This is a genomic window from Loigolactobacillus iwatensis (genome assembly GCF_003950295.1).
In the GTDB taxonomy this organism is placed as follows: Bacteria; Bacillota; Bacilli; order Lactobacillales; family Lactobacillaceae; genus Loigolactobacillus; species Loigolactobacillus iwatensis.
Genome location: NZ_RHNP01000019.1, coordinates 14,599 through 39,442, shown reverse-complemented (window position 1 = coordinate 39,442; position 24,844 = coordinate 14,599). Strand labels below are relative to the sequence as shown.

At 39.9% G+C, this 24,844-nt stretch carries 22 protein-coding genes; 19 read left to right on the top strand and 3 right to left on the bottom strand.

Annotation, left to right across the window (positions count from 1 at the left end; all coding sequences use genetic code 11):
• Positions 1-32: 32 nt before the first annotated feature.
• Together yidC and EKM98_RS06445 are read right to left on the bottom strand one after the other, a co-directional pair.
• Entirely contained in the window at positions 33-986 is a 954-nt protein-coding gene (yidC, locus tag EKM98_RS06450) for a membrane protein insertase YidC (protein WP_125981394.1), read from the bottom strand.
• Positions 987-1,057: 71 nt separating this feature from the next.
• Positions 1,058-1,330, bottom strand: coding sequence for an acylphosphatase (locus tag EKM98_RS06445; RefSeq protein ID WP_125981393.1), 273 nt, complete (start codon positions 1,328-1,330; stop codon positions 1,058-1,060).
• A gap of 90 nt (positions 1,331-1,420) precedes the next feature.
• Between EKM98_RS06445 and EKM98_RS06440 the strand changes: the two genes are divergently transcribed.
• From EKM98_RS06440 to EKM98_RS06390, 11 genes are all read left to right on the top strand, one after another.
• Positions 1,421-2,179 carry a TrmH family RNA methyltransferase gene (locus EKM98_RS06440; protein ID WP_125981392.1) on the top strand — a complete coding sequence of 253 codons (759 nt, stop codon included), beginning with the start codon at positions 1,421-1,423 and terminating at the stop codon, positions 2,177-2,179.
• 110 nt (positions 2,180-2,289) lie between these two features.
• On the top strand, positions 2,290-2,808 hold the full coding sequence (locus EKM98_RS06435) for an HD domain-containing protein (protein ID WP_125981390.1): 519 nt from the start codon (positions 2,290-2,292) through the stop codon (positions 2,806-2,808).
• Between the two features lie 183 nt (positions 2,809-2,991).
• Positions 2,992-3,363 carry a winged helix-turn-helix transcriptional regulator gene (locus EKM98_RS06430; protein ID WP_068223705.1) on the top strand — a complete coding sequence of 124 codons (372 nt, stop codon included), beginning with the start codon at positions 2,992-2,994 and terminating at the stop codon, positions 3,361-3,363.
• A 315-nt stretch (positions 3,364-3,678) separates the two neighbouring features.
• Complete coding sequence (gene pheS, locus EKM98_RS06425; protein ID WP_125981388.1) at positions 3,679-4,728, top strand: phenylalanine--tRNA ligase subunit alpha; 1,050 nt, start codon at positions 3,679-3,681, stop codon at positions 4,726-4,728.
• Between the two features lie 6 nt (positions 4,729-4,734).
• The gene (pheT, locus tag EKM98_RS06420) at positions 4,735-7,140 is read left to right on the top strand and encodes a phenylalanine--tRNA ligase subunit beta (protein WP_125981386.1); all 2,406 of its coding nucleotides are present in this window, start codon (positions 4,735-4,737) and stop codon (positions 7,138-7,140) included.
• A gap of 182 nt (positions 7,141-7,322) precedes the next feature.
• Positions 7,323-8,426, top strand: coding sequence for an endolytic transglycosylase MltG (gene mltG / locus EKM98_RS06415; RefSeq protein WP_225418542.1), 1,104 nt, complete (start codon positions 7,323-7,325; stop codon positions 8,424-8,426).
• Positions 8,427-8,499: 73 nt separating this feature from the next.
• The gene (gene udk, locus EKM98_RS06410) at positions 8,500-9,141 is read left to right on the top strand and encodes a uridine kinase (protein WP_125981383.1); all 642 of its coding nucleotides are present in this window, start codon (positions 8,500-8,502) and stop codon (positions 9,139-9,141) included.
• Between the two features lie 131 nt (positions 9,142-9,272).
• On the top strand, positions 9,273-9,752 hold the full coding sequence (gene greA / locus EKM98_RS06405; RefSeq protein WP_125981381.1) for a transcription elongation factor GreA: 480 nt from the start codon (positions 9,273-9,275) through the stop codon (positions 9,750-9,752).
• A gap of 229 nt (positions 9,753-9,981) precedes the next feature.
• Complete coding sequence (gene liaF, locus EKM98_RS06400; RefSeq protein WP_125981380.1) at positions 9,982-10,719, top strand: cell wall-active antibiotics response protein LiaF; 738 nt, start codon at positions 9,982-9,984, stop codon at positions 10,717-10,719.
• A complete protein-coding gene (locus tag EKM98_RS06395) occupies positions 10,716-11,780 on the top strand; it encodes a sensor histidine kinase (RefSeq protein ID WP_125981378.1) in 1,065 nt (354 codons plus the stop codon). The genes liaF and EKM98_RS06395 overlap by 4 nt, the downstream gene beginning before the upstream one ends.
• A gap of 13 nt (positions 11,781-11,793) precedes the next feature.
• Positions 11,794-12,426 carry a response regulator gene (locus EKM98_RS06390; RefSeq protein ID WP_068226200.1) on the top strand — a complete coding sequence of 211 codons (633 nt, stop codon included), beginning with the start codon at positions 11,794-11,796 and terminating at the stop codon, positions 12,424-12,426.
• Positions 12,427-12,507: 81 nt separating this feature from the next.
• On the opposite strand, the gene EKM98_RS06385 is transcribed toward EKM98_RS06390, so the two are convergent.
• Entirely contained in the window at positions 12,508-15,138 is a 2,631-nt protein-coding gene (locus EKM98_RS06385) for a YfhO family protein (RefSeq protein WP_225418541.1), read from the bottom strand.
• A gap of 323 nt (positions 15,139-15,461) precedes the next feature.
• Here EKM98_RS06385 and EKM98_RS06380 point away from each other — a divergent pair, with 323 nt between their 5' ends.
• The 8 genes from EKM98_RS06380 to EKM98_RS06345 all read left to right on the top strand — a co-directional run bounded on the left by EKM98_RS06380 (position 15,462) and on the right by EKM98_RS06345 (position 24,842).
• Positions 15,462-17,624: a peptidoglycan D,D-transpeptidase FtsI family protein gene (locus EKM98_RS06380; protein ID WP_125981376.1), complete on the top strand. Its 2,163-nt coding sequence runs from the start codon at positions 15,462-15,464 to the stop codon at positions 17,622-17,624.
• A gap of 71 nt (positions 17,625-17,695) precedes the next feature.
• Positions 17,696-18,682 (top strand): nucleoid-associated protein, encoded by a 987-nt coding sequence (locus tag EKM98_RS06375; RefSeq protein ID WP_125981375.1) that lies wholly within the window; start codon positions 17,696-17,698, stop codon positions 18,680-18,682.
• 95 nt (positions 18,683-18,777) lie between these two features.
• Positions 18,778-19,902, top strand: coding sequence for an exonuclease SbcCD subunit D (locus tag EKM98_RS06370; protein WP_125981373.1), 1,125 nt, complete (start codon positions 18,778-18,780; stop codon positions 19,900-19,902).
• Entirely contained in the window at positions 19,902-23,060 is a 3,159-nt protein-coding gene (locus tag EKM98_RS06365; protein ID WP_125981371.1) for an AAA family ATPase, read from the top strand. Before EKM98_RS06370 ends, EKM98_RS06365 begins: the two co-directional genes overlap by 1 nt.
• A gap of 64 nt (positions 23,061-23,124) precedes the next feature.
• Positions 23,125-23,757, top strand: coding sequence for a L,D-transpeptidase (locus EKM98_RS06360; protein WP_225418540.1), 633 nt, complete (start codon positions 23,125-23,127; stop codon positions 23,755-23,757).
• Complete coding sequence (locus EKM98_RS06355) at positions 23,744-23,968, top strand: hypothetical protein (RefSeq protein WP_125981369.1); 225 nt, start codon at positions 23,744-23,746, stop codon at positions 23,966-23,968. Before EKM98_RS06360 ends, EKM98_RS06355 begins: the two co-directional genes overlap by 14 nt.
• A gap of 133 nt (positions 23,969-24,101) precedes the next feature.
• Positions 24,102-24,251, top strand: coding sequence for a 50S ribosomal protein L33 (rpmG, locus tag EKM98_RS06350; RefSeq protein WP_075168921.1), 150 nt, complete (start codon positions 24,102-24,104; stop codon positions 24,249-24,251).
• 42 nt (positions 24,252-24,293) lie between these two features.
• Complete coding sequence (locus tag EKM98_RS06345) at positions 24,294-24,842, top strand: 5-formyltetrahydrofolate cyclo-ligase (RefSeq protein WP_125981367.1); 549 nt, start codon at positions 24,294-24,296, stop codon at positions 24,840-24,842.
• The last annotated feature ends 2 nt before the right edge of the window (positions 24,843-24,844 follow it).

Sequence of the window (24,844 nt, the reverse complement as noted above, 5' to 3'; positions counted from 1 at the left end):
TCACTGACAAAATTGTCAGTGACGTTTTTTAATTACCGTTCGTGGTGTTGTTTACCAGAATTACGGTTCTTTTGATTAGAATTTGTGTTTGATTTAGCAGCCACTTTTTTAGGTTTGGCTGCAGGCTTTGCGGTTTCTTCCACAGGTTTAACAACTTGCTTAGGTGGATTTTTCTTTAATTCTTCGGCAACTTCGGCCTTAATTTTTGGCATATAGTAGAAATTCGTAATAACCGTTTGTAGAATAGCTAGTAAACCACCAGCTAAGAAGTAGAGGCCTAAGCCAGCTGGTGAGGCCAAAGAAATGAAGAACGTCATTGCAGGACTCATTAACATCATCGTCTTCATTTGCTGTTTCTGACTTTCTGGTAATCCGATTAAGGAAATATAGCCTTGGATGACATAGGTTAAAGTTGCAAGAATCGTGATCACGAGGTTCGTTTGGCCAAGGCTAATTCCCATGAAAGTGCTCTTAAAAAGCACTGGATCGTACTGAATAGCCATATACAAGGCAGAAAAGACAGGTAACTGAATTAATAGCGGCAAGCAGCCGATACCACCAGTCATACTGACACCGTTGTCCTTGTAAAGCGTCATCATTTCCTGGCTAATTGCAGTACGTTCTTCGTTAGTTTGTGCAGCTTTTTGGCGCTTCTGGATATCATCCATTTGTGGTTTAATTGCGGCCATCTTTTGTTGTTGCCGAGTTGATTTTTTGGACTGGCTTAACATTAGTGGTAATAGAATTAAACGAACAACGAGTGTGATGATTAGAATTGCCCAACCATAGTTAGGCGGATTACCGAATAGCTTTGCAATCCAAGTGATTAAGTGCTGCATTGGTAAACCAAGAAACTTGTAAATTGGTCCGTAAAGAAAGCCAGTAGGTGGCGTTCGATGAATTTGTTGGTTTGAACAGGCCGATAAGAATAAGGTCAAAACTGTAAAAAGTCCGCCGTAAGTAAGTAGGCGTTTAGATTGCTTCATTTATTTAATTCCTTTCAAGTAAAGTCTTCTTGAATACTATACTTGAAGGGAATCAATTTTTCAATGAGACTTTAGTCGGTTACTTGAAAGCCGCGGTAGTTACCGGGCCTTATTTCCGCAAGGTCTACACGAGTTACCTTGCCGTAGGGTGAGGGTGATTCCTTAATTGAGGAAATGAATTTCTCAATTTGCTTGTTACTACCACTGGCCTCAATGTAGACTGATCCATCAATTAAGTTACGAACAATACCGCTAACACCAATTTTATCCGCTAAACGTTTGGTTGAGAAGCGAAAACCAACGCCTTGGACACGACCGAATACGGTCAATTGAACAGTACGCATTTTTTAGCCTCCTTTTTCAATTCCATTTAATGAACAGCAATAATTTTAAAAATCATGGTATAATGCAGAAAAAATGAAGGACGTGTTTTTGTGTCATTAATCCAATCTTCCAAGAACAATTATATCAAAGACTTACGTAAGTTGGCGCGAAAAAAGGAGCGTTTGGCCCAACAACGTTATTTAATTGAGGGAATTCACTTAGTTAAAGAAGTACTTAAGTCCAACGCTAAAGTTCAGGCCGTGTTAGCAACGGAAGCTTTTGAACAAAGTGAGTGGCTTGCTGGGGTTACTGTTCAGTGGATTTCAGAGGAAGTTGCTAAGACGTTGGGTGAAACGATTACAACGCAAGGAATCTTTGCTGTAATTGAGTTGCCTAAACTAGAAAAACCCGCAACTTTAAATGGTGCGTGGTTACTTTTGGACCAAATTCAGGATCCAGGAAATATTGGAACAATGGTACGAACGGCAGATGCCGCAGGCTTTAATGGTGTTGTGTTGGGCCAGGGTAGCGCTGATTTATATAGTCCCAAGGTAGTCCGATCTATGCAGGGAAGCCAATTTCACATTGCAATTTATGAGGCCGATTTACTAACCTGGTTTGCTGATTTTAAGGCGGCGGGAATACCGATTTATGGAAGTGAATTAAACGAAGGTGCGATTGATTTCCGAACAATTAAGTCACAAAATGATTTTGCGTTAGTCATGGGAAATGAAGGAAACGGAATGCAAGCGTCGTTATTAAAAATGACGACCCAAAACCTGTATATCCCCATAAAAGGGCAGGCAGAGTCATTAAATGTTGCAGTTGCGGCCGGCATTTTAATGTTTCAATTAAGCGCTGCCAATTAAAGCTTAATTTTCTTTAATGTTCAATGATATTGTTCGCAATTTTCTTAATAATGGATTAAACTAAATTTAATTAGGGTAAGATTAATCCATTGAAGAAAGGCAGCCATTGAATGAAAAAAAATTTAAACTGGCAAGATGATCAGGCATACGTAAATGAAGTTGCTGATTTATTAGAGACCGACGCTGTTAAACGACTAGCTGATTACACACAGCACCATTTTTCTAACCGACTAGAACATTCAATTCATGTTTCTTACCGTAGTTACTTAATCGCCAAGAAGCTTAAATTGGATGCACGCGCAACTGCACGTGGTGGTCTTTTACATGACTTATTCTACTATGATTGGCGGACAACTAAGTTTGATCTTGGTACCCACGCTTATATTCATCCGCGAATTGCGTTACGTAATGCAGAAAAGCTAACTCAATTATCAAAAAAAGAAAAAGATATTATTATTAAACACATGTGGGGTGCAACGGTTGCGCCGCCACGCTATCCAGAAAGTCTGATTGTTTCAGTGGTTGATGATTATTGTGCCATTGATGAATACGCGATTCCTGAAGCAACTAAGTTACGACAATCGTTCAAGCAACGGGTATTAAATCTTACAACCAAACTAAATGGTTAATACTAGGGAGTGAACCCAGACTTTTGGCGCACACTCTAGAGTAGCATTCGGAAATAGTAAGCGGCTAGGGCCTTTGTCCCAGCCCTTTTTTTGTTGTTTATCTAAATCTTGAAGATGGCGCTTTGGTCAGATAGGTTTACTTTTTTAAAGTAAGTATGCTAGAATAATTTCGAGGTGAGAACTATGACAGAAAAGACAGTTGCAGAATGTCAAAGCGAGCAGTTTCACTTATGCCCTAAATTTCAAAAAACTTTTACAATTCTTGGAAAAAAATGGAACGGTTTAATTGTCGACGTTCTTCTCGAAGATGGTACGCAACGCTTTAAAGATTTGGCAAAAAAGGTTCCTAAGTGTAGCGACCGGGTATTAGTTGAACGTTTAAAAGAACTTGAACAAGAAAAAATTGTTGAAAGAAAAACTTATTCTGATTCTGCATTAATCGAATACCAATTAACGCCGCAAGGACAGGATCTTGAACAGGTTATCACTGCCGTTCATAGTTGGTCGGATACTTGGCTTGATGCAAAACAATGCGTTGAGGAGTTGACGCACTAGGCTTTTGTGCTACAATTAATACCAGTTTAAAAATGCAGATGGAAATTAGTAGCTAGGTTTAATCATTCAGAAAGTTGACTATTTTGATGGAAGGTCGATCGACTATGCCTGGTGAATTTCACTTCCGGAGTTGGCTTTGGGCGTGCACAGCACAAATAAAGTTCCGGCACAGGCCGTTATCCTGTCTGAGTGCACACCTTTTTAATTAAGGCTTGTGAACTAGGGTGGTAACGCGAAACCTCGTCCCTTTATTAGGGTGGGGCTTTTTTTGTGTCAAAAATAAACATCTGTTAATTCAGTTAAAGGAGATTGAATATGAGTACTTTACAAGAAAAATTAACTCAGTTACAGCAAAAGGGTAGTCAGGATATTAAGGCGGCAAGTGATTTAAAACAATTAAATGATATCCGGGTTAAATTATTAGGAAAAAAGGGACCAATCACGGAAGTTTTGCGCGGAATGCGTGATTTAACAAAAGAAGAGCGACCAGCAGTTGGTAGCTTTGCGAATAAAGTTCGGGATGCCTTGGCCGAGGTTGTTGACGAAAAGAAGGCCGAGTTAGAGCAGGCAAAAATTGCGCAACAATTAGCCACAGAAACAATTGATGTGACCTTACCTGGTGACCAGCCTAAAGTTGGCGCACATCACGTTATTTCACAGGTCATTGAACAATTAGAGGATACATTTTTAGGAATGGGATTCAAGGTTGTCTATGGTTATGAAGTTGAAGAGGAAAAGTACAACTTTGAAATGTTAAATATGCCTAAAGATCATCCTGCTCGTGATATGCAAGATACTTTTTATATCACGAAAGATGTTTTAATGCGGACCCATATGTCACCGGATGAAGCCCGTGAATTAGAGAAACATGATTTTAGTCAAGGACCACTAAAAATGGTTAGTCCTGGCCGCGTGTACCGACGTGATACTGATGACGCAACCCATTCACACCAGTTTTTCCAAATGGAAGGCCAGTATATCGGTAAGAATGTTACAATGGCCGATTTAAAAGGAACTTTAGAATTCGCTATTCGCCAAATTTTTGGTGAAGAACGGGAAATTCGTTTCCGTCCAAGCTATTTTCCGTTTACTGAACCGTCAGTTGAAGTAGATATTTCTTGCTTTAAGTGTAACGGAAAGGGCTGTGATGTTTGCAAACATACTGGTTGGATTGAAGTTTTAGGTGCTGGAATGACACACCCGAATGTCTTAAAAGCGGCCGGCGTTGATCCTGAAGTTTATGGTGGTTTTGCGTTTGGTTTAGGTATCGACCGCTTTGCGATGCTGAAGTATGGTATTGATGATATCCGTAATTTTTACCAAAATGATGTGCGTTTCTTAACTCAATTTGAAAAGAGAGGCTAGAGTCTGATGAAAGTATCTTATAACTGGTTAAAGGATTATATTGATTTAGATGTCACCCCAGAAGAATTAGCAAATAAAATCACCTTGACTGGTATTGAAGTGGAGGACACCTTCCATCCAGATGCTGGCCTGAAGAAGATTGTAGTAGGTTACGTTGTTTCAACTAAACCGCACCCAAATTCTGACCATTTACAATTATGTCAGGTGGATCTTGGCGCTGATCCAGTTCAAATTGTTTGTGGTGCACCTAATGTTGCTGCTGGCCAAAAAGTAATTGTTGCGCTACCAGGATCGCGGATTGCAAACAACGAAAAAATTAAAAAAGGTAAAATGCGAGGCGAAGTTTCTAACGGAATGATTTGCGCGTTACAGGAAATTGGGTTTAGTACTGACATAGCGCCGCAAGCGTATGCCGACGGAATTTATGTTTTACCAGCGGATGCTAAGGTTGGTGCACCGGTGTACCCTTATTTAGGTATGGATGACGCAATTTTAGATTTGGCCATTACACCTAATCGAGCGGACGCACAAAGTATGCGCGGTGTAGCTTATGAAGTTGGTGCGGTTTACGCTAAGAAACCACATTTTGACGTTGCAAAGCCGGTAGAAACTGCTAAACCAGTTACTGATGTTTTACAGGCTAGCGTTGCAGCTGAAAAAGATGCACCTAGTTATAATTTACGCGTGATCGAAAACGTTAAAATCCAACCAAGTCCACTTTGGTTACAAATTAGGTTGTGGAACGCAGGGATTCGGCCAATTAATAATGTGGTTGACGTCACTAATTACGTGATGTTGGATTACGGCCAACCAATGCACGCTTTTGATTATGATAAAATTGGTTCAAAAGAAATTCTAGTTCGCCGAGCAACTGATGGTGAGAAGTTGACAACGTTAGATGGTAATGAACATGAGTTAATCGACGATGATATTGTAATCAGTAATGGGACTAAGGCGATTAATTTGGCTGGCGTTATGGGCGGCCTAGATTCTGAAATTACTAACGAAACGACAACCGTTGTTTTAGAAGCAGCAATTTTTGATCCGATGCACATTCGGAAATCGGCACAGCGGTATAACTTACGTAGCGAGGCATCATCACGTTTTGAAAAGGGAATTAATAAAGGCACCGTTTTAACAGCCTTAGATCATGCAGCTAGTCTAATCGCCGATTTTAGTGATGGGGATGTACTGGCAGGTATTTTATCACCAACGAAGATTGCACCCACAGCTACTGTTGTCGAAGTTTCGCAGGAACGTATTAATCATGTGCTGGGCATGCAAATTTCAACGGCCGAGATTACTAAAATATTTAAACGTTTGGCCTTTGGTGTTAGTGAAACGAACGGGCAATTTAAGGTCAGTGTACCGACTCACCGGTGGGATATTAGTATTCCCGCTGATTTAATCGAAGAAGTAGCGCGTCTTTACGGCTATGACAAAATGCCAACCACGTTACCAGCCTCTGCTTCAACGCCAGGTATTTTAACGCCTCAGCAACGGCGGGTTCGGCAGATGACCCAATTACTTGAAGCAAGTGGCCTCAATCAGGCGATTAGCTATGCGCTGACAACAAGTGAAAAGGCCAGTCAGTTTACGTTGACACCGGCGGAGACGACTAGTGTCGCTTGGCCAATGACCGTCGACCACGCCGTTTTACGAATGAACTTGGTGAGCGGATTATTAGATGATTTAGCGTATAATATTGCCCGTAAACAAGTTAACGTTGCTTTGTATGAACAAGGCCGTGTTTTCTTAAAACAAGATGCAAAAATGACGCGTCCTGAAGAAGTTGAATATGTTGCTGGTGCAATAAGTGGTGATTGGCAGGCGAAGACGTGGAATCAGGTGGCAAAACCGGTTGATTTTTATCAAATTAAAGGCATTGTTACTGCTCTTTTAGATCAATTTAACTTGAAGGCGACCTATCGTGTCACGACAACGCGCACCGAAATGCATCCTGGACGAACAGCAGATATTTATGTTGGTGACCAGTTAGTTGGTTTTGTTGGTCAAATACACCCACAAGTTGAAAAAGCCTACCGGATTAAACCGACCTATGTTTTCCAGCTTAATTTAACGGCCTTATTAGCGATAGATAAGCAGGCAGTTGTTTACCAGGCCATTTCTAAGTACCCGGTGATTACTCGCGATATTGCTTTACTAGTTGCTAGTGATGTTACTAATCAGGCCATTACTGACGCAATTTTTGAAAAAGGTGGCGCTCACTTAAAAGATGTGACGCTATTTGATAGCTACACCGGCGCAAATATTGAAAAAGGTAAGAAATCATTGGCCTACACATTAACTTATCAAAATCCTAGTGCAACTTTAACGGATGATGAAGTTAATGCTGCCTTTGCAAAAGTTGAAAAGATTTTAGTTGAAAAAATCGGAGCCGTAATCCGTTAAAGTGTTGTGTTTTTCTTAATTTCTAAAACTGCTGCTGCACATGCCGTTATTTTCTTGTATACTATTAAAGGCTATTGAAATACGCACATAAGGGAGGCCTTTCTTTGGATAACCGTGGCGGAAATCAACCCGAACATCGAAGAAAATCAAAACAAAACGATTTACAGCAGCACGCTGAAAAATTGGCTGAAGATCGGATTGCTGAAAAGAAAATTGTGGATCGCATTGTTTATTGGATCGCCGGTATATTAGTTGTGCTAATTATTTTAGTTATTTTGGTTGGGATGCAGTATTTCCATTCATCACTCCAGCCTTATGATAAAAATGCAACTAGGCCTGTAGAAGTTAGTATTCCGGTAGGCGCGTCTAATAAAGAGATTGGTGCAATTTTACAAAAAGATAAAGTTATAAAAAGTGGGACTGTTTTCAGTTACTACGTTAAGACACATAATTACGCCTCTTTTCAAGCAGGCTATTATTCATTAAAGCCATCGTTGTCACTTGCTCAGGTAACGAAGAAATTGAGTGATGGCGGTGAAATGAGCAGCAAGTATCATATTCTTGTTGGTGAAGGAACAACAATTGACCAAATTGGTGATCAAATCGCTAAAGCAACGCCTTATTCTAAAAAAGAATTTTTGGCCCTGATGAAAAATCAGACCTACGTTCAAACTTTAGAAAAAAAATACCCGCAGTTGTTAACTTCGAGTATGGCAAGTAAAAACGTACGTTATCATCTGGAAGGTTATTTATTCCCGGCTACCTATAATTATTATGAAGGTCTAACGTTAAAAACTTTGGTTAATAGTATGGTTGCCAAAACGAATACAGTGATGAAACCGTATTATAGCCAGATTAAGGCGCAAAATTTGACTGTCCAGAAGGTATTAACTTTGGCTTCACTAGTTGAGCGTGAAGGTGTTACATCCGCTGATCGGAAAAAGATTGCGGGGGTTTTCTTTAATCGAATTGATACTAAAATGCCACTCCAATCGGATATTTCCGTGATGTACGCGTTAAATACCCATAAAAAGCATCTTTATAATAAAGATACAGCAGTGAAATCACCGTATAACCTTTATAAAAACAAAGGTTATGGACCAGGGCCGTTTAATAGTCCAAGTGCGTCATCAATTTATGCTGTGATGCATCCGGCTGATCGAGCTCAGAATTACTTATACTTTGTGGCTAACCTTAAGACGGGCAAAGTGTATTATTCACAGACCTTTGAACAGCATACAACGACAAATAGTGGGATTCAGACTAAAAATAAGGATACGAATTAAAGTGTTAACGAAAAAACAGTCGGACATTGTCCGGACTGTTTTTCGTTAGGCATAAATTTTTGGAGGAAGTTTAATGATGAAGAATAAACCAGTTGTCATTGGTGTAACTGGAGGAACTGCATCGGGTAAAACGTCTGTTTCGCACGCTATTTTTGATCATTTTTCCGAGAACTCAGTTTTATTACTTGAACAAGATTCTTATTACAAGGATCAGAGTAAGATGACGATGGCACAGCGCCGAGCAGTTAATTATGATCATCCGCTGGCCTTTGACACTGATCGTTTAATTCAGGACTTGAAGAGGTTATTAAAGCGGCAGGCGATTGATAAGCCCATTTATGATTATAAAGTATTAAATCGTAGTGCACAGGTTATCCATGAGGAACCAAGGGATGTTATTATTCTTGAGGGTATCCTGATTTTGGACGATCCGCGTTTACGTGATTTAATGGATATTAAGGTCTTTGTTGATACCGATGATGATGTTCGGATTATTCGCCGAATCCAACGGGATATGCGTGAGCGTGACCGAACGCTAACTAATATTATTGACCAGTACCTGACTACAGTTAAGCCAATGTATCATCAATTTGTTGAGCCAACAAAAAGGTACGCCGATCTCATTGTTCCCGATGGTGGGGAAAATCAGGTTGCCATTGATTTATTGGTCACTAAAGTACGGGATATTTTACAAAAAAAGCAAACTATTAATTAAATCGACTTGACAGACTTGGCCTGTTTAAATATCATTAGCGCTATGGGTTTTAAATTGACTTTAATTCTTAGGTGATTTAGGTCAAATTATGGTTTAAACATAAATTAAGATTATTTTAAGAGGTGGATAAAATGGCAGAAAAAGAATTCCCAATGACTGCTGAAGGTAAACAAAAATTAGAAGATGAATTAGAAAAGTTAAAAACGGTGACGCGTAAAGAAGTTGTTGAACGTATTAAGGTCGCCCGTGGCTTTGGTGATTTATCTGAAAATTCTGAGTATGAATCTGCTAAAGACGAACAAAGTTTTGTTGAAGGACGAGTTTCAACAATCGAAAATATGCTCCATTACGCAAAGGTCGTTGATAACGGAGCAGTTGCTTCTGATGAGGTTTCAGTTGGTAAAACTGTTTCCTTTAAAGAAAAAGGTGAAGATGACGAAGAAACCTACACGGTTGTCGGTGCCGCTGAATCGGATCCGATGGCAGGTAAGATATCCAACGATTCACCAATTGCTGGTGCCTTGATTGGTAAGCACGTGGGCGATGATGTCGTTATCAAGACGCCTGGTGGTGACATGAACGTTACAATTACTAAGGTAGAAAGTAATTAGCGATTGCCGTAAAAGAAGCTCTTTTACGAAAAATGAGCCGTAAGAATGCTTTAGGTTGAGCAACGATTAACTTCATCATTGGAGTAATGGTTACTTAGGGCACCCTTAGGCTTTTTTTTCGACCAATTTTTAAAATCAGTCCTAAGGCCGATTAAAATTAAGACTAAAGCAAACAGTTGTTAGGCCCAATTTAGGCTATACTAAAATAAAACTAGAAGGAGGTCGCACTATGCAACGTGGCTCTTGGCGTCTTTTTATGATTATTGAAGCCATTTTATTAATTGTAATGGGTTGGCAAATTTTTTCTAACCCACCTCAATTGGTTTTTATGGTATTAGGAATTCTAAGTTTGCGCTTAGCAACTAAACAACGACATAAACGCTTCTTAACTAGTTTTTTTTGGTTATTTGGTAGTTTAGCAATTATTATTACAATTTTCACTAATCCAACAATTTGGGTTATGCTTTTAATTGGTCTATTGTTCACCGTTATTAGAGGACATGATTTAAAAGTAGGTGATCTAAAGCGGGCGTGGATACCATGGGCACGTAAACAATTTGTTGCGGTTGAAACAACTGAACCAACACCTAAAAATGGCAAGCGAATTCGCCATCCTTGGTTTGGTAATCAAACGATTGGGCGCAATGTCTTTGAGTGGGACGATATTAACTTATGTATTGCAATTGGGGACACAATTATCGATTTAGGTAACACCTTATTACCTAAGGCTGATAGTGTCATTATTGTCCGTAAGGGAATTGGTCGAACCCGGATACTGGTTCCAGTTGGAACGGCCGTGATGTTAGATCACACTGCAATGGTTGGCAACGTTAATTTTGCCGGAAAGGCCTATCACGTGGGTAATGACGAACTAACTTTTTATAGTGATGATTACGATACAAATGAACGCCGCGTTAAGATCCTAACTAACGTTTTGGCCGGTGATTTAGAGGTGTTATTTGTATGACAAAATTATCCCGCGGTTTGTTATTTGCAACTAGTAGTTTGCTCTGCTTTTTGGTTATTAACGTGCTATTTTTCTTTTATTTTTTTGCGATTAATCACGCAGAAAGGTTTTTAACCTTATTTACTGCTCAGATTATGTACTTACCAGTTTATGTTTACATCGTTGTCGCGGCTTTATTGACTGGTTTTTTGACAACTAGTCTAATTTATTTATTGGTCCGTCAACAATTTAATCAAACTGAGGCCAAACTAACTTTGTTGACAAACGGTCAATATGAGGCGGACGCGCTGAAAGTTGGACGTAGTTCTTTTGACCAGACTTTTGGCTTTGACACTAACGAAACAATCGAAAAATTACGTCAAAAAATGGTGACATTGCAGCAAGAAATTCAGACCTACAGTAATCAACCCAAGGTCGTTGCTGGGGAAACAAAGGAAGAAATACTCACACAGGAACGCCATCGTTTGGCCCGTGAGTTACATGATTCGGTTAGCCAACAACTGTTTGCTGCAATGATGATGTTATCCGCCTTAAATGAAATTGCCGCAAAGCCTGAAAAGACGCCCCAAGTGATTAAGCAATTAAAGTTGGTGGAAACAATCATTAACGAGGCACAATCAGAAATGCGGGCGCTCTTGTTACACCTAAGGCCAATTAGTTTGGAAGGTAAGTCGTTGAAACAAGGTATTATTCAATTATTAAAAGAATTGCGAACCAAGATTCAATTAGAAATGAAATGGGAGATTAGTGATGTTCATTTAGCAAGTGGTGTGGAAGATAACTTGTTTCGGATCGTTCAGGAACTTTTGTCCAACACATTACGACATTCAAAGGCGAAGTCGTTGGAGGTTTATTTGAAACAAGTGGACCAAACTGTTATCTTAAAGGTTGTAGATGACGGAGTGGGTTTCGTTATGAAGGACGCAGATAATGCTGGCAGTTACGGCTTAAATAATATTCAAGAACGAACTGCAAGTATTGGTGGAACTGCCAAAATTATTAGTTTTCCTAAGCAGGGAACCAGTGTTGAAGTTCGGGTACCAATATTAAAAGAAAGCTAAGGATGTGCAGGTTGTGATTAAGGTATTAATTGTAGATGATCATGAAATGGTTCGCATTGGCGTTGCCAGCTATCTGGCCGTTCAAGATGATATTGAGGTTGTTGGTGAGGCGGAAAATGGTAAGATTGGTGCTGAAAAAGCACTGGACTTACGCCCTGATGTTATCATGATGGACCTAGTCATGGACGTCATGGATGGGATAGAATCAACTAAACAAATTATGACGGCTTGGCCGGAAGCCAAGATATTAATTGTGACTAGTTTTATTGATGACGAGAAGGTTTATCCGGCAATTGAGGCCGGTGCAAAAAGTTATATTTTAAAAACCTCAACGGCGGCAGAAATTGCCGACGCGATTAGGTCCACTAATAAGGGCGAATCGGTACTGGAACCCGAGGTAACCACTAAAATGATGCACCGCTTATCACGAAAGCCAGAACCAAAACTTTACGAGGATTTAACTAAGCGTGAGGTTGAAGTATTAGGGCTAATTGCTCAGGGCAAGAGTAATCAGGAAATTGCCAATGATTTATTTATTACGCTAAAAACTGTAAAAACGCATGTTTCCAATATTTTATCGAAATTGCAAGTAGAAGATCGTACGCAGGCTGCTATTTACGCATTAAAGCATCATTTAGCAGAATAAAAAGGACAAAATCGTAATCTAAGCCTAAGCAGTGGTGAATTCACTGCTTAGGAAGATTGCTATTTTGTCCTTTTTAATCGCTTAATGGTGTTTGATTTTTAAATACAGTAACACTAAAAGGTCAACTAGGCCGCTTAGACCAGAGATGATTAAGCCCAGTGTTAGGTAAGGCGGCCAATAAGTTAAACTGACGGTGTGGCTGCCCTTACTTAATGGAATGGCAATTAAACTACCAAGTACTTGTTTAAATTTTTTAGGGTGACCATCAACGCGTAAGTGCCAACCTTTGGCGGCAGGGATAGTGGTCATCATTACTTGTTTACGGTGGGGAATGGTGATTTTACCCGTTAAATGTGTATTACTATTATGCGTTAACCGCCAAGGGTGAGCCTGCAGCGTTTGCGTTGCTTGATTCAAAGCGGCCGTATTAAAGTGATAAAGTTGGAAATTCTGTAACCAAACTTCCGGTTGTTTTAGGGTAATTGTTAAGGTTACAGGTTGATTTTGTTCCGCAGCAGCCAAATCGACAATTACCGTATCACGAAAGGTATCGTATTGTTGTAATGGGTGGTTATTAACTGTAAAACTGACAGCCTTACTATTAAGGTTTGAACCAATTGTCAGATAATAAGGATCACTGGTTGTTGGTGTAAAACGGTAAGTAATCGTGCCGTTCTTTTTTTTGTTGATTTTTTTATAGGTTTCCGTTAATGGTGCCTTATCTTGGCGAACGTTGTGGTAAGTTACCGTCGCAAATTGCTGAGCCATAAACAGAGATGTGTACTGTTTGGATCCCATTAAATGATTCAGAATTGTTGACTGATAGAGTGTTGGGTATTGACTGTTTTTCACTGGCTCTAAAATCTTATTGGAAGCCGCAAAGCCAAGTGGTAAAGCGTAATTATTTTGGTAAGTTTTAGTTAGCTTGTCTTGGCCGATTTCGCGATAAAAGGCCAGGTCGGGTTTATCGGTCAGTGGTGGTAGCACAGTTGTACTGCCTTTACTTTCTGGTTTAGCGTCTAAGTAGTATTTCATTCCTAAAAAGGCGTCCGTAAATAAGGTGCCATTAGAGTAAGTGATAAAACCATCACCAGCTGGTTGACCAAGACGGCCCATAAAATTAGGAATCTTGGCCTCAAAGGTCGAACTAAAATGGGAGGCGCTATTATAATTGGCTTCCATTGAGTCGTTTTTGGTCCGCATGAAGGTTTTTTCTATGCGATAGAAGTCATTTGTTTTATTCTGGGCCTTTACCCGTTTAACCACTTTTACCAGTTCAGCGGTGTAATTGGCGTAATCGCTCTGACTAACGTAACTAATTTGGTTAAGACTTAGATAAGCATTTGTTGCCATTTCAATGATTGCAAAACTAACAAATATCAAACCAAAGTACCGGTTAGCTAGACGAACACGTTGGCGTAAGGCCAAAAAGATGAGTGCTAAGAACCCAAATAAGACAGTTAAGAGTAACTGTGAAGGCTTAAGAAAGTTAAACTGGTCCAAGTGAAAATAAACGTAGCCATCGAAACCGATCAGTAAAAGTGCAAGGACCCCAATTTGCCAGGAGGTTAACTTGCGGTTAGCTTTTAAGGCAATCGCTGCAAGCCACACTAACCAAAAGCAAATCACAAAACTAAAACGATAAGGATACCAAATTGGAAATTGCATGGCGTGCCAAACAAGATCAAGTGGTTGTAGGCAAAGTGAGAAAAAGAAGAAAAAACTAACCACTAAAGCACTGAGGCGTTCCCGCCAACCAATTTGATGACTAAGAAAATAGAGTACAAAGCCCAGTAGGACTAATGAGCCGACAAAAATATTTGGGTAGCCAGTGGGCATTTGATCAAAATTAAAAGCACCAACGACAAATTTAGAAAGCATTTTGAGGGGTGAATATTCAAACTGCCATTTAAAATGCGTTAACGTATACTTGGCCTTACTTTGAGTGAGCGCGTAGAAAGTTGGTAGTAACAGGGCCGCGGCCAAGCCGGCACCTAAAAATGAGCCAACAATGAACTTTCGCCAAGCGGTTAATAATTTCCGCCAGCCAGACCAATGACGAAAGCTCGCCCAAAACATGTAAGTGATTAAAAAAAGACAGATCATGTAACCCATATAGTAGTTAATCACTAATGTGCAACCAAGAAGAAAACTATAAAATAAGTAGCTTTTACCATTAAAAATCTTTTCAACACCAAGGACAACTAATGGTAAAAAGACGGCCGCATCTAACCACATCACATTTAATTGATTGGCGACTAACCAACCCATCAAGGCGTAGCTAATCGCAAAAGTTGGAATTCCCCACTTGGTCTGAACTTTTGTCCTTTTTAGTAGGATTGCAAAAGTCAGTCCACTGCTACCGTACTTGAGCAAGGTCATTAACATTACGCCAAAGGTCAGCCATTTACCCGGTGTCAGTAGGAGCAACAAGTTAAATGGACTCATTAAATAGTAAGCCCAAACTCCGAGCATGTCACCACCAATTGCTTTGGAAAAGGAGTATAAGATCTGATCCGGGTGGTGCAAGATGGTATCGCGGAAAAAGGCGTAAAAATCAATGTATTGCTGCCCAAGATCAACGGTTAGCAGACTGTTATTACCAAAAGGAAACATGTGCCGGATTGCAAAATAACTCCCCATAATAATAATGGGAGCGAAGAAGCTTAAAAGAAGTGGTGCGTGTTTCTTAAAAAAGCGTATGATTTGCACCAGAAGTTCACCTCAATTTAAAAAAGAATACTATAATGAGCATAAGCGAAGCTAGATTAACCCGCAAGCTTTTTTAACGCTTTTTAAAGACTCCTAAGATTTAAAAATGAGTTGCTTAATTTTTACTGAATCTTAAATTTGCGTTCTTTCAAAAGCCAAAAGGTTATGCTAACATGATAGAAGTGTTGCGAGATAAAAGATGTTACGTTAAAAACGCGTGGCAAATTTAATTTGAAGATTAATTAAATGAGAAGTGTTTCAAAAAGCGTATTTGTTTTTGAAACAATTTCTTTTACAGGATCGATTTTAAGGAGCAAGGTCAAGTGAAATTTTTGCGAAGCAGATCAAAAAGGCCGGGACGAAATCAATCAAGTATTCCGTTCCGTTTGAATTTCTTGTTATTTATTGTTTTTATTCTTTTTGCAGCATTGATTGCGCAATTAGGCTACCTACAAATCCTTTATGGTTCAAAGTTTGAGTCAGAGGTTGATCGCACTGATAAAACAGTCGTTACTGGAAGCGTGCCCCGAGGAATGATTTATGATTCTCAGGGACGAGTATTAGTTGGTAATCAGGCTCAAAATGCTATTAGCTACACTAAAGGCATGGATGTTTTAACTTCAGATATTTATAAAACTGCAAATCGTTTGAGTCAGTTCATTTCCGTCAGTACGAGTAATTTAACGCGGCGGGATAAGGCTGACTATTATTTGGCGAACTCTAAGAACTTAAAGCGGGTTGCCGCTAGTTTGCCTAAATCTGAAACCCAGGGCACTAATGGTGAAACGCCAAACGAAAAAACACTCTATAAAAAGGAAGTTGCCGCTGTTAGTAAGCAGGATCTGGCGTTTACTAATAAGCAACTTCAGGCCGCTCAGATCTATAAAACAATGAGTGGTGCCTATCAGTTATCAACGGTTTACGTTAAAAATAGTAATTTAACTGAAAAAGAAGTCGCTCAAGTCAGTGAACACCTTACTGAATTACCAGGAGTTAATATTAGCAATGATTGGGAACGTTCTTATCCAGATGGTGATTCAATGCGCAGTATTTTAGGTAGTGTCTCTACTGAAAAACAAGGTCTACCAAGCGATAAGGTTAATGAATACTTGGCCCAGGGTTACTCACGGAATGATCGAGTTGGAACTAGTTACCTAGAACAAGAGTATGAACCAGTTTTGAAAGGAACTAAGTCGCAAACTCAAGTTGAAGTTAATGCGAATAATAAGATTTTAAATACGAAAAAGATTTTCTCCGGTGAAAAGGGTGGCAACTTAGAATTAACAGTTAATTCTGCCTACCAAAAGGAAGTTGACGCTACATTAAAGAGTGTCTTTAATACGGCTAAGTCGGCCGGAGCAACTCAATATTCAGATGGTGCTTACGCCGTTGCAATGAATCCAAAGACGGGTGCTATTTTGGCCATGTCTGGAATTCATAACAACCCTAAAACAGGTAAAACCACTGATGATGCACTGGGTACGATTAATCGTAACTTTGTTATGGGATCTGCGGTTAAGGGTGCTACCGTCATGGGCGGCCTAATGAATGGGGCAATTTCACCAAGTAATAATACCTTGCCTGATTCACCAATTTATTTCTCTGGTGGTTTGGTTAAGAAAGCTGTTTATCCTGCTGGCACTTATAGCTCGCTAACGGCTCCACAAGCCCTGGAGGTTTCCTCAAATATCTACATGATGCGGCTTGCGATGAAGGAAGGTAACGCAAAGTATGAGGCTAATTCATACTTCCATATGCCTAAATCAATCTTTAAAACTGAACGTGGTTATTTTAATCAGTTTGGTCTTGGCATTAAAACTGGGGTTGATTTACCGGGTGAAACCAGTGGCTATGAAGGGCCAACAACCGACGTCGTTAAATCCCTAGATTTAGCTTATGGTAACTATGATGCGTACACGCCAATCCAGTTGGCACAATATATTTCGACAATTGCTAATAACGGTTCGCGGATGCAACCTTATTTAGTCCAGTCAATTCGTGGAACGAATAAGAATGGTTCATTAGGTCAAACTGAGTCAATCACGACACCAAAGGTTCTTAATCGAATTAACGCGCCTCAATCTTATTTCAATGTGGTTAAAGAAGGTATGTATAATGTAACGCATGGTTCAATGGCTTGGGGTACGGCACACCAATTGAAGGGTGTAACGCCATCTATTTCCGCAAAAACGGGGACGGCCCAAACATTCTACTATGATTCATCTAAACCGAATGATGCCAATCCACCAGAAACTTTGACCTTAAGTTTTGTTGGTTACGCACCATCGAATAATCCACAGATTGCAATTGCGGTTGTTTTCCCGGATATGGCTAATAGTGCGGATGAATCGAACTATAATATCGATGTTGCGCAAAAGATGTTTACCGACTATTTCAAATTAAATGGTCAAAAAACAAGTTCTGGTAGTTCAAGTACAACCACGAGCACGTCTTCTACGACAGCAACGACAACGACAACACAGTAGGCTTTAAAACCGAATTATCTTTTAAAGGTAGTTCGGTTTTTATTTTAGTTGAAATAAGGGAGAATTTAAGAATGCAAATTAATCATGCTGTATTACACATTACCGACCAAGAGACGGGCACCATTTATTATTCCCAACGTGAATTAGATTTAAATGATCCAGGAGTGGCCAAGTATATTGAACAAGTCACAAAGCGGTTTCTGAAGCGCGATGTTCAAACTGGCCTATTTCCCGATGATAGTCCAGTGGCTGCCTTATTATTAAGTGATGATAATTTTTTGGCTAAAAGTCAGCAATTGACGCAAGAATTATATGATTTTATTGCACCCCAGGCAGAAATACCCCGTGCTGATTTTTTAGTTGTGGACGTGACCGAGGCGGAACAAGATTATTGTGGCCTGTTTAAGCTAAACCACGGCCAAAATTTCGTACATTTTTTAAATTATGATGAACAGGAAGTGGCCAATCAAATTATTTTAAACCAGTCCGTATTACCTAGTAGCAGTCATAAAATTGATGACGGATTCTTGATGACAAAGGCGCAGCGCCGCTATTATGTCGCTTCTAAGGTGTTTGCCGTTGATGGTGAAAAGCAGGCCTATTTTTCAAAAATTTATTTAGGCCTAACGACCAAGCCAACATTAACTGAAAGTGTTAAAACGGTTGGTGAGACGGCTAAGACTGTTGCCGCCGAATTTACACAGGATGACTTTGAAACAAGTTCCCAAACTAAACAAGCAATTTTTGATAGTCTAAGTGATACTAGTACGTTAGATGTGGACTACGTTGCTGATCAGGTATTTAAGGACAATGAGCCGGCCAAAAAGGCTTTTACGGAAAAGGTTGCCCAGAAGGCCGTTCCTGCAAAAAAAGAGGACTTGACGCGTAATTTTGACCGTAAATTAAGCAAGCAGCGTTTGAAACTGGATAATGGCATTGAATTAATTATTCCAATGGCAATCTACCAAGATAAAGACCAAATTGAATTTGTGAATAATCCAGACGGAACCATTTCGGTAATGTTGAAAAATATTGGCGATATTCAAAATAAATTTTAGTGAATTTTTGGCAAAATGGCACTTTTAAACACTTTTTTAATAAAGCGTCAATTGTATAGTTGCAACAGATATTTGAGTTTTTTGGGGGGAGTTAAATGCGTTTTTTACACACGGCTGACTGGCATATTGGAAAAAAATTAGCCGGTTATGATTTATTGGCGGAGCAACAATTTGCATACGAGCAAATTGTGCAATTGGCAAAAGAAGAACACGTTGATGCAATTGTGATTGCTGGTGATCTTTACGATCGTGCGCAACCAAGTGAATTGGCAGTTAAAACGTTAAATGCGATGTTACAGCGATTGAATTTAACCGAGAAATTACCAGTTTTAGCAATCAGCGGTAATCATGACAGTGCTACTCGGTTAGCAACGGGAAGTCCGTGGTATTCAGCAACACAATTTTATTTGCGGACGACATTAGCGGCAGCGTTTAGACCCATCGAAATTGGTAACACGCAGTTTTTTTTATTACCTTATTTTGAACCATTTGCTGCTCGGCAATATTTTGAAGAAGATGATATTCATCAAATTTCAACCGCAATGAAGTTTGTGGTTAAGAAAATGAAGTCTGAATTTATACCTAATAAGAAGCACGTTTTAGTTGCCCATTTCTTTGCTGCTGGCAGTTCGACAACTGATTCAGAAACTAAACTCACTGTCGGTGGACTAGATGCAGTACCATTAACTTTATTAACGGATTTTGATTATGTCGCCTTGGGCCATTTGCATAGTAAGAATGCATTACATTCAGAAAAAATTCGGTACAGTGGCTCACCAGTTAAGTTTTCAATTTCCGAGGCCGAACAAGAAAAAGGGGTCTGGATCGTGGATACTGAGTTTGATCAGGTTGTTTTCCACGCCTTAAAACCGTTGCATGATGTTCGAGTCCTAAAGGCAAGTTTTGCGGAGCTGAGTGATTCTACTTTTTATAAGGCGCAACAACGTGATGATTTTCTTGCAATTCAATTGACTGATCAAAAGGTTATTCCTAACGTAATGCAGGAGTTAAGAAAAATTTATCCGCGAATTGTTAGTTTAACCCGGGCTGCTGGGCCAGTGGTAAGGCCACAGATGAAACGCCAAATTCGTAAGTTAGATCCCTTAACTTTATTAGCCAATTATTTTAATGATGTAACTGGTGACCAATTGACCGAGCAGCAGCAGCAGTGGGCAACAAAAATGTTGAAGGCAAGTCAAGAACAGAGGGAAGACAACTAATGCAACCACTATCATTATTATTAGAAAACTTTGGGCCTTACGAACATGAAACAATTGATTTTACAAAATTTACCGAAACGCCGGTTTTTTTGATTAGTGGCAAAACTGGCAGTGGTAAAACAACCATTTTTGATGCAATGTGTTACGCACTTTTTAATCAAACTTCAGGGGCCGATCGTGATGGTGCAGCAATGCGGTCTAATTTTGCCGCAACTGATGCCCAGACCAAGGTTACTTTTTGGTTTACCCACGGGCAGCGACGTTACCGAATTTGCCGGCAGCCAGAACAAACTGTTCCCAAAAAGCGTGGCGGGGGTTTTCGACAACAGCCGGCCAAAGTTAGCCTAAGCGTTTTTAAAAAAGATGAAGAGTTAACAGAATTAACCAAGGCAAAAAAGGTGCAGGAGTACGTTCAGGACTTATTGCAATTAGACGCCAATCAGTTTTCACAGATTGTTTTGTTACCTCAAGGTGAATTTCGCCAATTCTTAACCGCTACCAGTGATGATAAGGAAAAAGTTTTGCGCCGTTTATTTAACACCCAATTCTATGCTGATTGGGCACAGATGATGAAGACTAAACTGCACAGTGAACAAAAGGATCTGCTTCAAACCCAAGAGCAAATTGAGACGTTACAGCAACAGCTAATTTGGCAACCTGATTTTGAGCAGCCACAAGCCGGCCTGCCAATTGACGATGTTTTACAAATTGCTAAGCAACAACAGGCCCAGTTAAAAGTACAAATTGAGCAGCAAAAACGGCAATTAGAGCAAGCAAAACAAGCTGTTCAATTGATCCAAAATCAAACAGCGTTAGCGAGCCAACTGAGTGATTGGCAACAACAGACGGTTACTTTAAAAAAGGACTTAGCGGCCTTAACTGAAAAGAAGCCAGCAATGAAACAGTTGACCAGTGAAATAGCTAGTCTTGAATGGGCCAAGACGCAACGACCTAAGGTCCAACAACTTGAGCAAAGTCAGGCAGAGCTAGCCAAGTTGCAAAAACAGGTTCAGTTAAAGTTGACCGCGTTTGAAGAACAACAATTAGTTGCTAAAACGACTAATGCGACGTTTGGGACCTTAACGACTAAGCAAGCGGAGCAACAAGAAAGACAGCATGAATTGGATAAAATGCAACAATTACGGCCACTCTATCAAAAAGTGACCCTTGGAACGAAGCAAGTAGCGCAGCTTAAGGAAAAACAGATCAAATTACAAACAGCGGTAGATGAAAAGCAGCAACAATTAAGTGATAATGAGGAACAACAGCAAAATTTAAACAAGCAGCTAGCAAATCAGCCTGTGGTTACTGCCAAGTTAGATACAATCGCCGGCCAACAAACGATACTTTTAAATTGGCGTGATGAGTTAGAGGATTTAAGGATCGAAAAGCAGAAATTGGTTAAAAACGAGCAAGATTTGGTTACGACTGGTAATCAGACAAGCCATTCAGAAAAACAGGTCTCTGAGGCAAAGCAGGCATATCAGCAGTTAAATAGCCAGTGGGCTCAAGCGCAAATTGCTCGATTGAGCCAATCATTGCTGCCTGGAACGCCGTGTCCGGTTTGTGGTGCAGTTGATCATCCCAAACCGGCCCCAGCGCTCACGAGTACACTGATTAGTGAGGCGGAGGTTCAGCAGGCAGAGACTAAATTGACTCAAGAGCGTAAAAAATTGGCTCAACGGCAAACTGAATTTAGTGAGCGAACAGTTACGCTAAAACAGGCCAAGCGAAAATTAGAAAAAAAACGGCAATCATTACTAAGTGCCAGCCAGGATACGCTATCCGGTGTGAATTTAGATACAAATTTAACCGATTTTGATTCTTTACTAACCAAAAAGATTTCTGCCTTAAAAATGCAAAAAAAAGAGTTGGAACAAGAGCTGCAACGTCTTTCTAAACAACAAATTTTGGTAGAACAATTCAATCAAAAAATACAGGGACTGCAAGCTGACCTAATGGCATTGCAGCAACAGCAGCAGATCAGTGCCCAGCAATTAGTTAAAGAAACAACAAAACAACAATCCTTGCAAGAACAAGTTCCGGTGCAATTTTCAGATGAATCAGAGTTACAGAAACATTTAGAATCGTTAGAACAGCAAATTACGGCTTTTGCGGCTGACTTTAATCGCGCAACAACGGCTAAGGATACTGCAAATCAGCAATTAGCTGCGTTAAAAGCAACGATGACGGCAAACAAGCAACAATTGCAGCAGTTAAAGGACAAGGTTGCAAAACTGCAGCAACAGGTGACAGAAGCCTTAAGATCGCGGTGGACTGATCGGCCCGAGCAGCAGTTTAAGGAACTGTTAGCAAAATTAGCGACTTTGGATGAAAAGCGCCAGACCTTACAGACTTTTCATGACCAACGGCTACAAAAGCAAACTCAATTAGATCATCTAAATGGGTTAATTGATGGCCGACCACGTCCAGATTTAGAGAAGTTACAACAACAATTGGCTAAGCTAGAAGAACAGGTTACGGCAAGCAGTGCTCATTTTTATCAATCAGAAGCTAATCAGCAAACTAACGAAAAGTTACTGAAAAAGATTAACCAGTGTTTAGCGGCTAAAAAATCGCGTTTACAGTTATTGGCCCAGTTGAATCAACTCTCCAACGTTGCTAACGGTGATGGTGAAAACAAGGTAAGTTTAGAACGTTATGTTTTACAAACTTATTTAACTGAAGTTTTACTTGTAGCTAATCAGCGTTTATCGCCGTTAACCAACGGGCGTTATCAGCTACAATTACACGAAACTACAGGGACTCACCGTAATCATTCTGGTTTGGAAATTGACGTTTACGATGATAATGTTGGTGCTTTAAGAAGCGTGCATACACTTTCTGGCGGGGAAAGCTTTATTGCGGCTTTGGCTCTTGCCTTGGCCTTAGGTGAAGTGATTCAAAATGAAACGGGTAGTGTTGAAATTGATGCTTTGTTTATCGATGAAGGCTTTGGTTCCTTAGATGAAGAAGCGTTAGAAATGGCCATGACGGCTTTGGAAACAATTGAAGGTAAAAATCGAATGATTGGTATTATTAGCCACGTTAAAGAACTACAAGAGCAAGTGCCATTCCAACTGCAGGTCATTTCGGATGGTGGCGGTAAAAGTCATGTCCGCTACCAAATGGCGTTTGCGGGTCAGGCAGCACGCTAGTTGGTTTACTTGTATTTTTGTGTGACAATAAGGAAGTAGCGAAATAATTAATGGGGAGTAAAACATGACACAAAGATTTAAAAAAATGCTTAAAATTGTTGTTATGCTTTTAGGTTTAACAATTATTGTTAATGTTGGTTACCATTTAATGCAACCAAATGAGCAGCCAACCAATGCAAATGTGGTCAATAAAAAAATAACTAAGAAGCAAACTGTAACTAAAAAACAAGTTGTACCAAAAAAGAAGACCGTCAAAATTGATTGGCGTAAACCGTCCGAAACTAAACCGTACCCAAACTTAGCAGAACACCCAAATGCATGGATTAGAGTGGCAATTAAAAAGCAGCGGGTTTACATTATGGATGGTAATAAGCGACTGTATCGAATGTATGCTTCAACTGGAACTAAGGGAGGCACTCCAACCGGCACTTTTGCAATTCAAAAAGAGCGGGGAGATTTTTTCTATAATGCTGCTTCAGGAGAAGGTGCCCATTACTGGGTGTCATGGAAGGATCACGGAGTTTATCTATTCCACACGGTACCGACAGATAAAAATGGTAATTATAATTTGGCCGAGGCGGCTAAATTAGGTAAATCCGCCGCTTCCCACGGTTGCGTTCGCTTATCGGTTCCTGATGCACGCTGGATTTATGAGAATGTTCCGGAAGGGATGCGCGTGGTGATTGACGAAAAATAAAGGGTTAGTCAAGCGGTACCGGTGGTTGTTTGAGGCGTTGGCATCCACAGTAATTCTTTTTATCGGTTTATTTTTGTATCGGCAACTGGGCCGGGTACTGTATGTGCAAGCAATGTTGGCTTGGTCAAGTATTTGGCGGGTCATCATCATCTATTTGCTGATACTTTTAATTTGGCGGTTGAGTGAAGTACTTGGAAAAATGCCAAATTAGGTATAATTTAGCTGTCAAGGAGATTTGCTTAACATTTATTGTTAAAAAGACTGGTCAGAAGCATGAAAAAATGATAAGATAGTACTCGTTTGAGAATAGCGTTAATAATGAAATATCAGGGAGGGTCAAAAATATGCGTGTCAATATTACGATGGAATGCACAGAATGCCATCACCGCAACTATTTAACAAGTAAAAACCGACGTAACAATCCTGACCGGATGGAACTTAATAAGTATTGCCCAAATGAACGGAAAGTTACGTTACATCGTGAAACGAAATAACAACAGGTTAGTTCCTGTTGTTTTTTTGTAGGGGGAATTTTTATGACTAAGACAACTATTCGTTCAGCGCAACTTAAACGATTAAGTGATTATGCTGGGACTGTTGATAAAAAGGTTGCTGCGGCTGACTTAATTCGGCAATTAACGACAAGTACTACTTTTAAAGCGGCCCAAAAAATTGCGTTAACCTTTAGCCAAACAATTGAACTAGATACTAAGCCATTGATTGATATTTGTTGGCAATTAGGAAAAAGTGTGTATATCCCCCGGGTTATGCCAAAACGGCAAATGGTGTTTTTACCTTACACGCCAACGACTAAATTAGTTAAAAGTAAATTCGGTTTGTTGGAGCCGATTTATAATCAAGCACTTATAAATGATAAATTTGATCTATTTTTAGTTCCTGGAGTGGCTTTCTCAGTCACTAAACATGTACGCTTAGGGTTTGGTGGCGGCTATTACGATCGATATCTGGCGGCCCACCCGCAAAATACGGTTAGCCTAGTATTGCCACCGCAGTATTTTACCGAACCGACGTGGCCGGTAGAAGCGTTTGATGTTAAAGTTCAGGAGTTTTTTACAAAAGGTTAGGT

Excerpts from the sequence above, each read along its gene's own strand:
- greA (WP_125981381.1), top strand. The coding sequence starts at position 9,273 with ATGGCAGAAAAAGAATTCCCAATGACTGCTGAAGGTAAACAAAAATTA.
- pheT (WP_125981386.1), top strand. The coding sequence starts at position 4,735 with ATGAAAGTATCTTATAACTGGTTAAAGGATTATATTGATTTAGATGTC.
- pheS (WP_125981388.1), top strand. The coding sequence starts at position 3,679 with ATGAGTACTTTACAAGAAAAATTAACTCAGTTACAGCAAAAGGGTAGT.
- EKM98_RS06375 (WP_125981375.1), top strand. The coding sequence starts at position 17,696 with ATGCAAATTAATCATGCTGTATTACACATTACCGACCAAGAGACGGGC.
- EKM98_RS06435 (WP_125981390.1), top strand. The coding sequence starts at position 2,290 with ATGAAAAAAAATTTAAACTGGCAAGATGATCAGGCATACGTAAATGAA.
- EKM98_RS06370 (WP_125981373.1), top strand. The coding sequence starts at position 18,778 with ATGCGTTTTTTACACACGGCTGACTGGCATATTGGAAAAAAATTAGCC.
- EKM98_RS06430 (WP_068223705.1), top strand. The coding sequence starts at position 2,992 with ATGACAGAAAAGACAGTTGCAGAATGTCAAAGCGAGCAGTTTCACTTA.
- liaF (WP_125981380.1), top strand. The coding sequence starts at position 9,982 with ATGCAACGTGGCTCTTGGCGTCTTTTTATGATTATTGAAGCCATTTTA.
- EKM98_RS06395 (WP_125981378.1), top strand. The coding sequence starts at position 10,716 with ATGACAAAATTATCCCGCGGTTTGTTATTTGCAACTAGTAGTTTGCTC.
- EKM98_RS06360 (WP_225418540.1), top strand. The coding sequence starts at position 23,125 with ATGACACAAAGATTTAAAAAAATGCTTAAAATTGTTGTTATGCTTTTA.
- rpmG (WP_075168921.1), top strand. The coding sequence starts at position 24,102 with ATGCGTGTCAATATTACGATGGAATGCACAGAATGCCATCACCGCAAC.
- udk (WP_125981383.1), top strand. The coding sequence starts at position 8,500 with ATGATGAAGAATAAACCAGTTGTCATTGGTGTAACTGGAGGAACTGCA.
- EKM98_RS06445 (WP_125981393.1), bottom strand. The coding sequence starts at position 1,330 with ATGCGTACTGTTCAATTGACCGTATTCGGTCGTGTCCAAGGCGTTGGT.
- yidC (WP_125981394.1), bottom strand. The coding sequence starts at position 986 with ATGAAGCAATCTAAACGCCTACTTACTTACGGCGGACTTTTTACAGTT.
- EKM98_RS06365 (WP_125981371.1), top strand. The coding sequence starts at position 19,902 with ATGCAACCACTATCATTATTATTAGAAAACTTTGGGCCTTACGAACAT.
- EKM98_RS06345 (WP_125981367.1), top strand. The coding sequence starts at position 24,294 with ATGACTAAGACAACTATTCGTTCAGCGCAACTTAAACGATTAAGTGAT.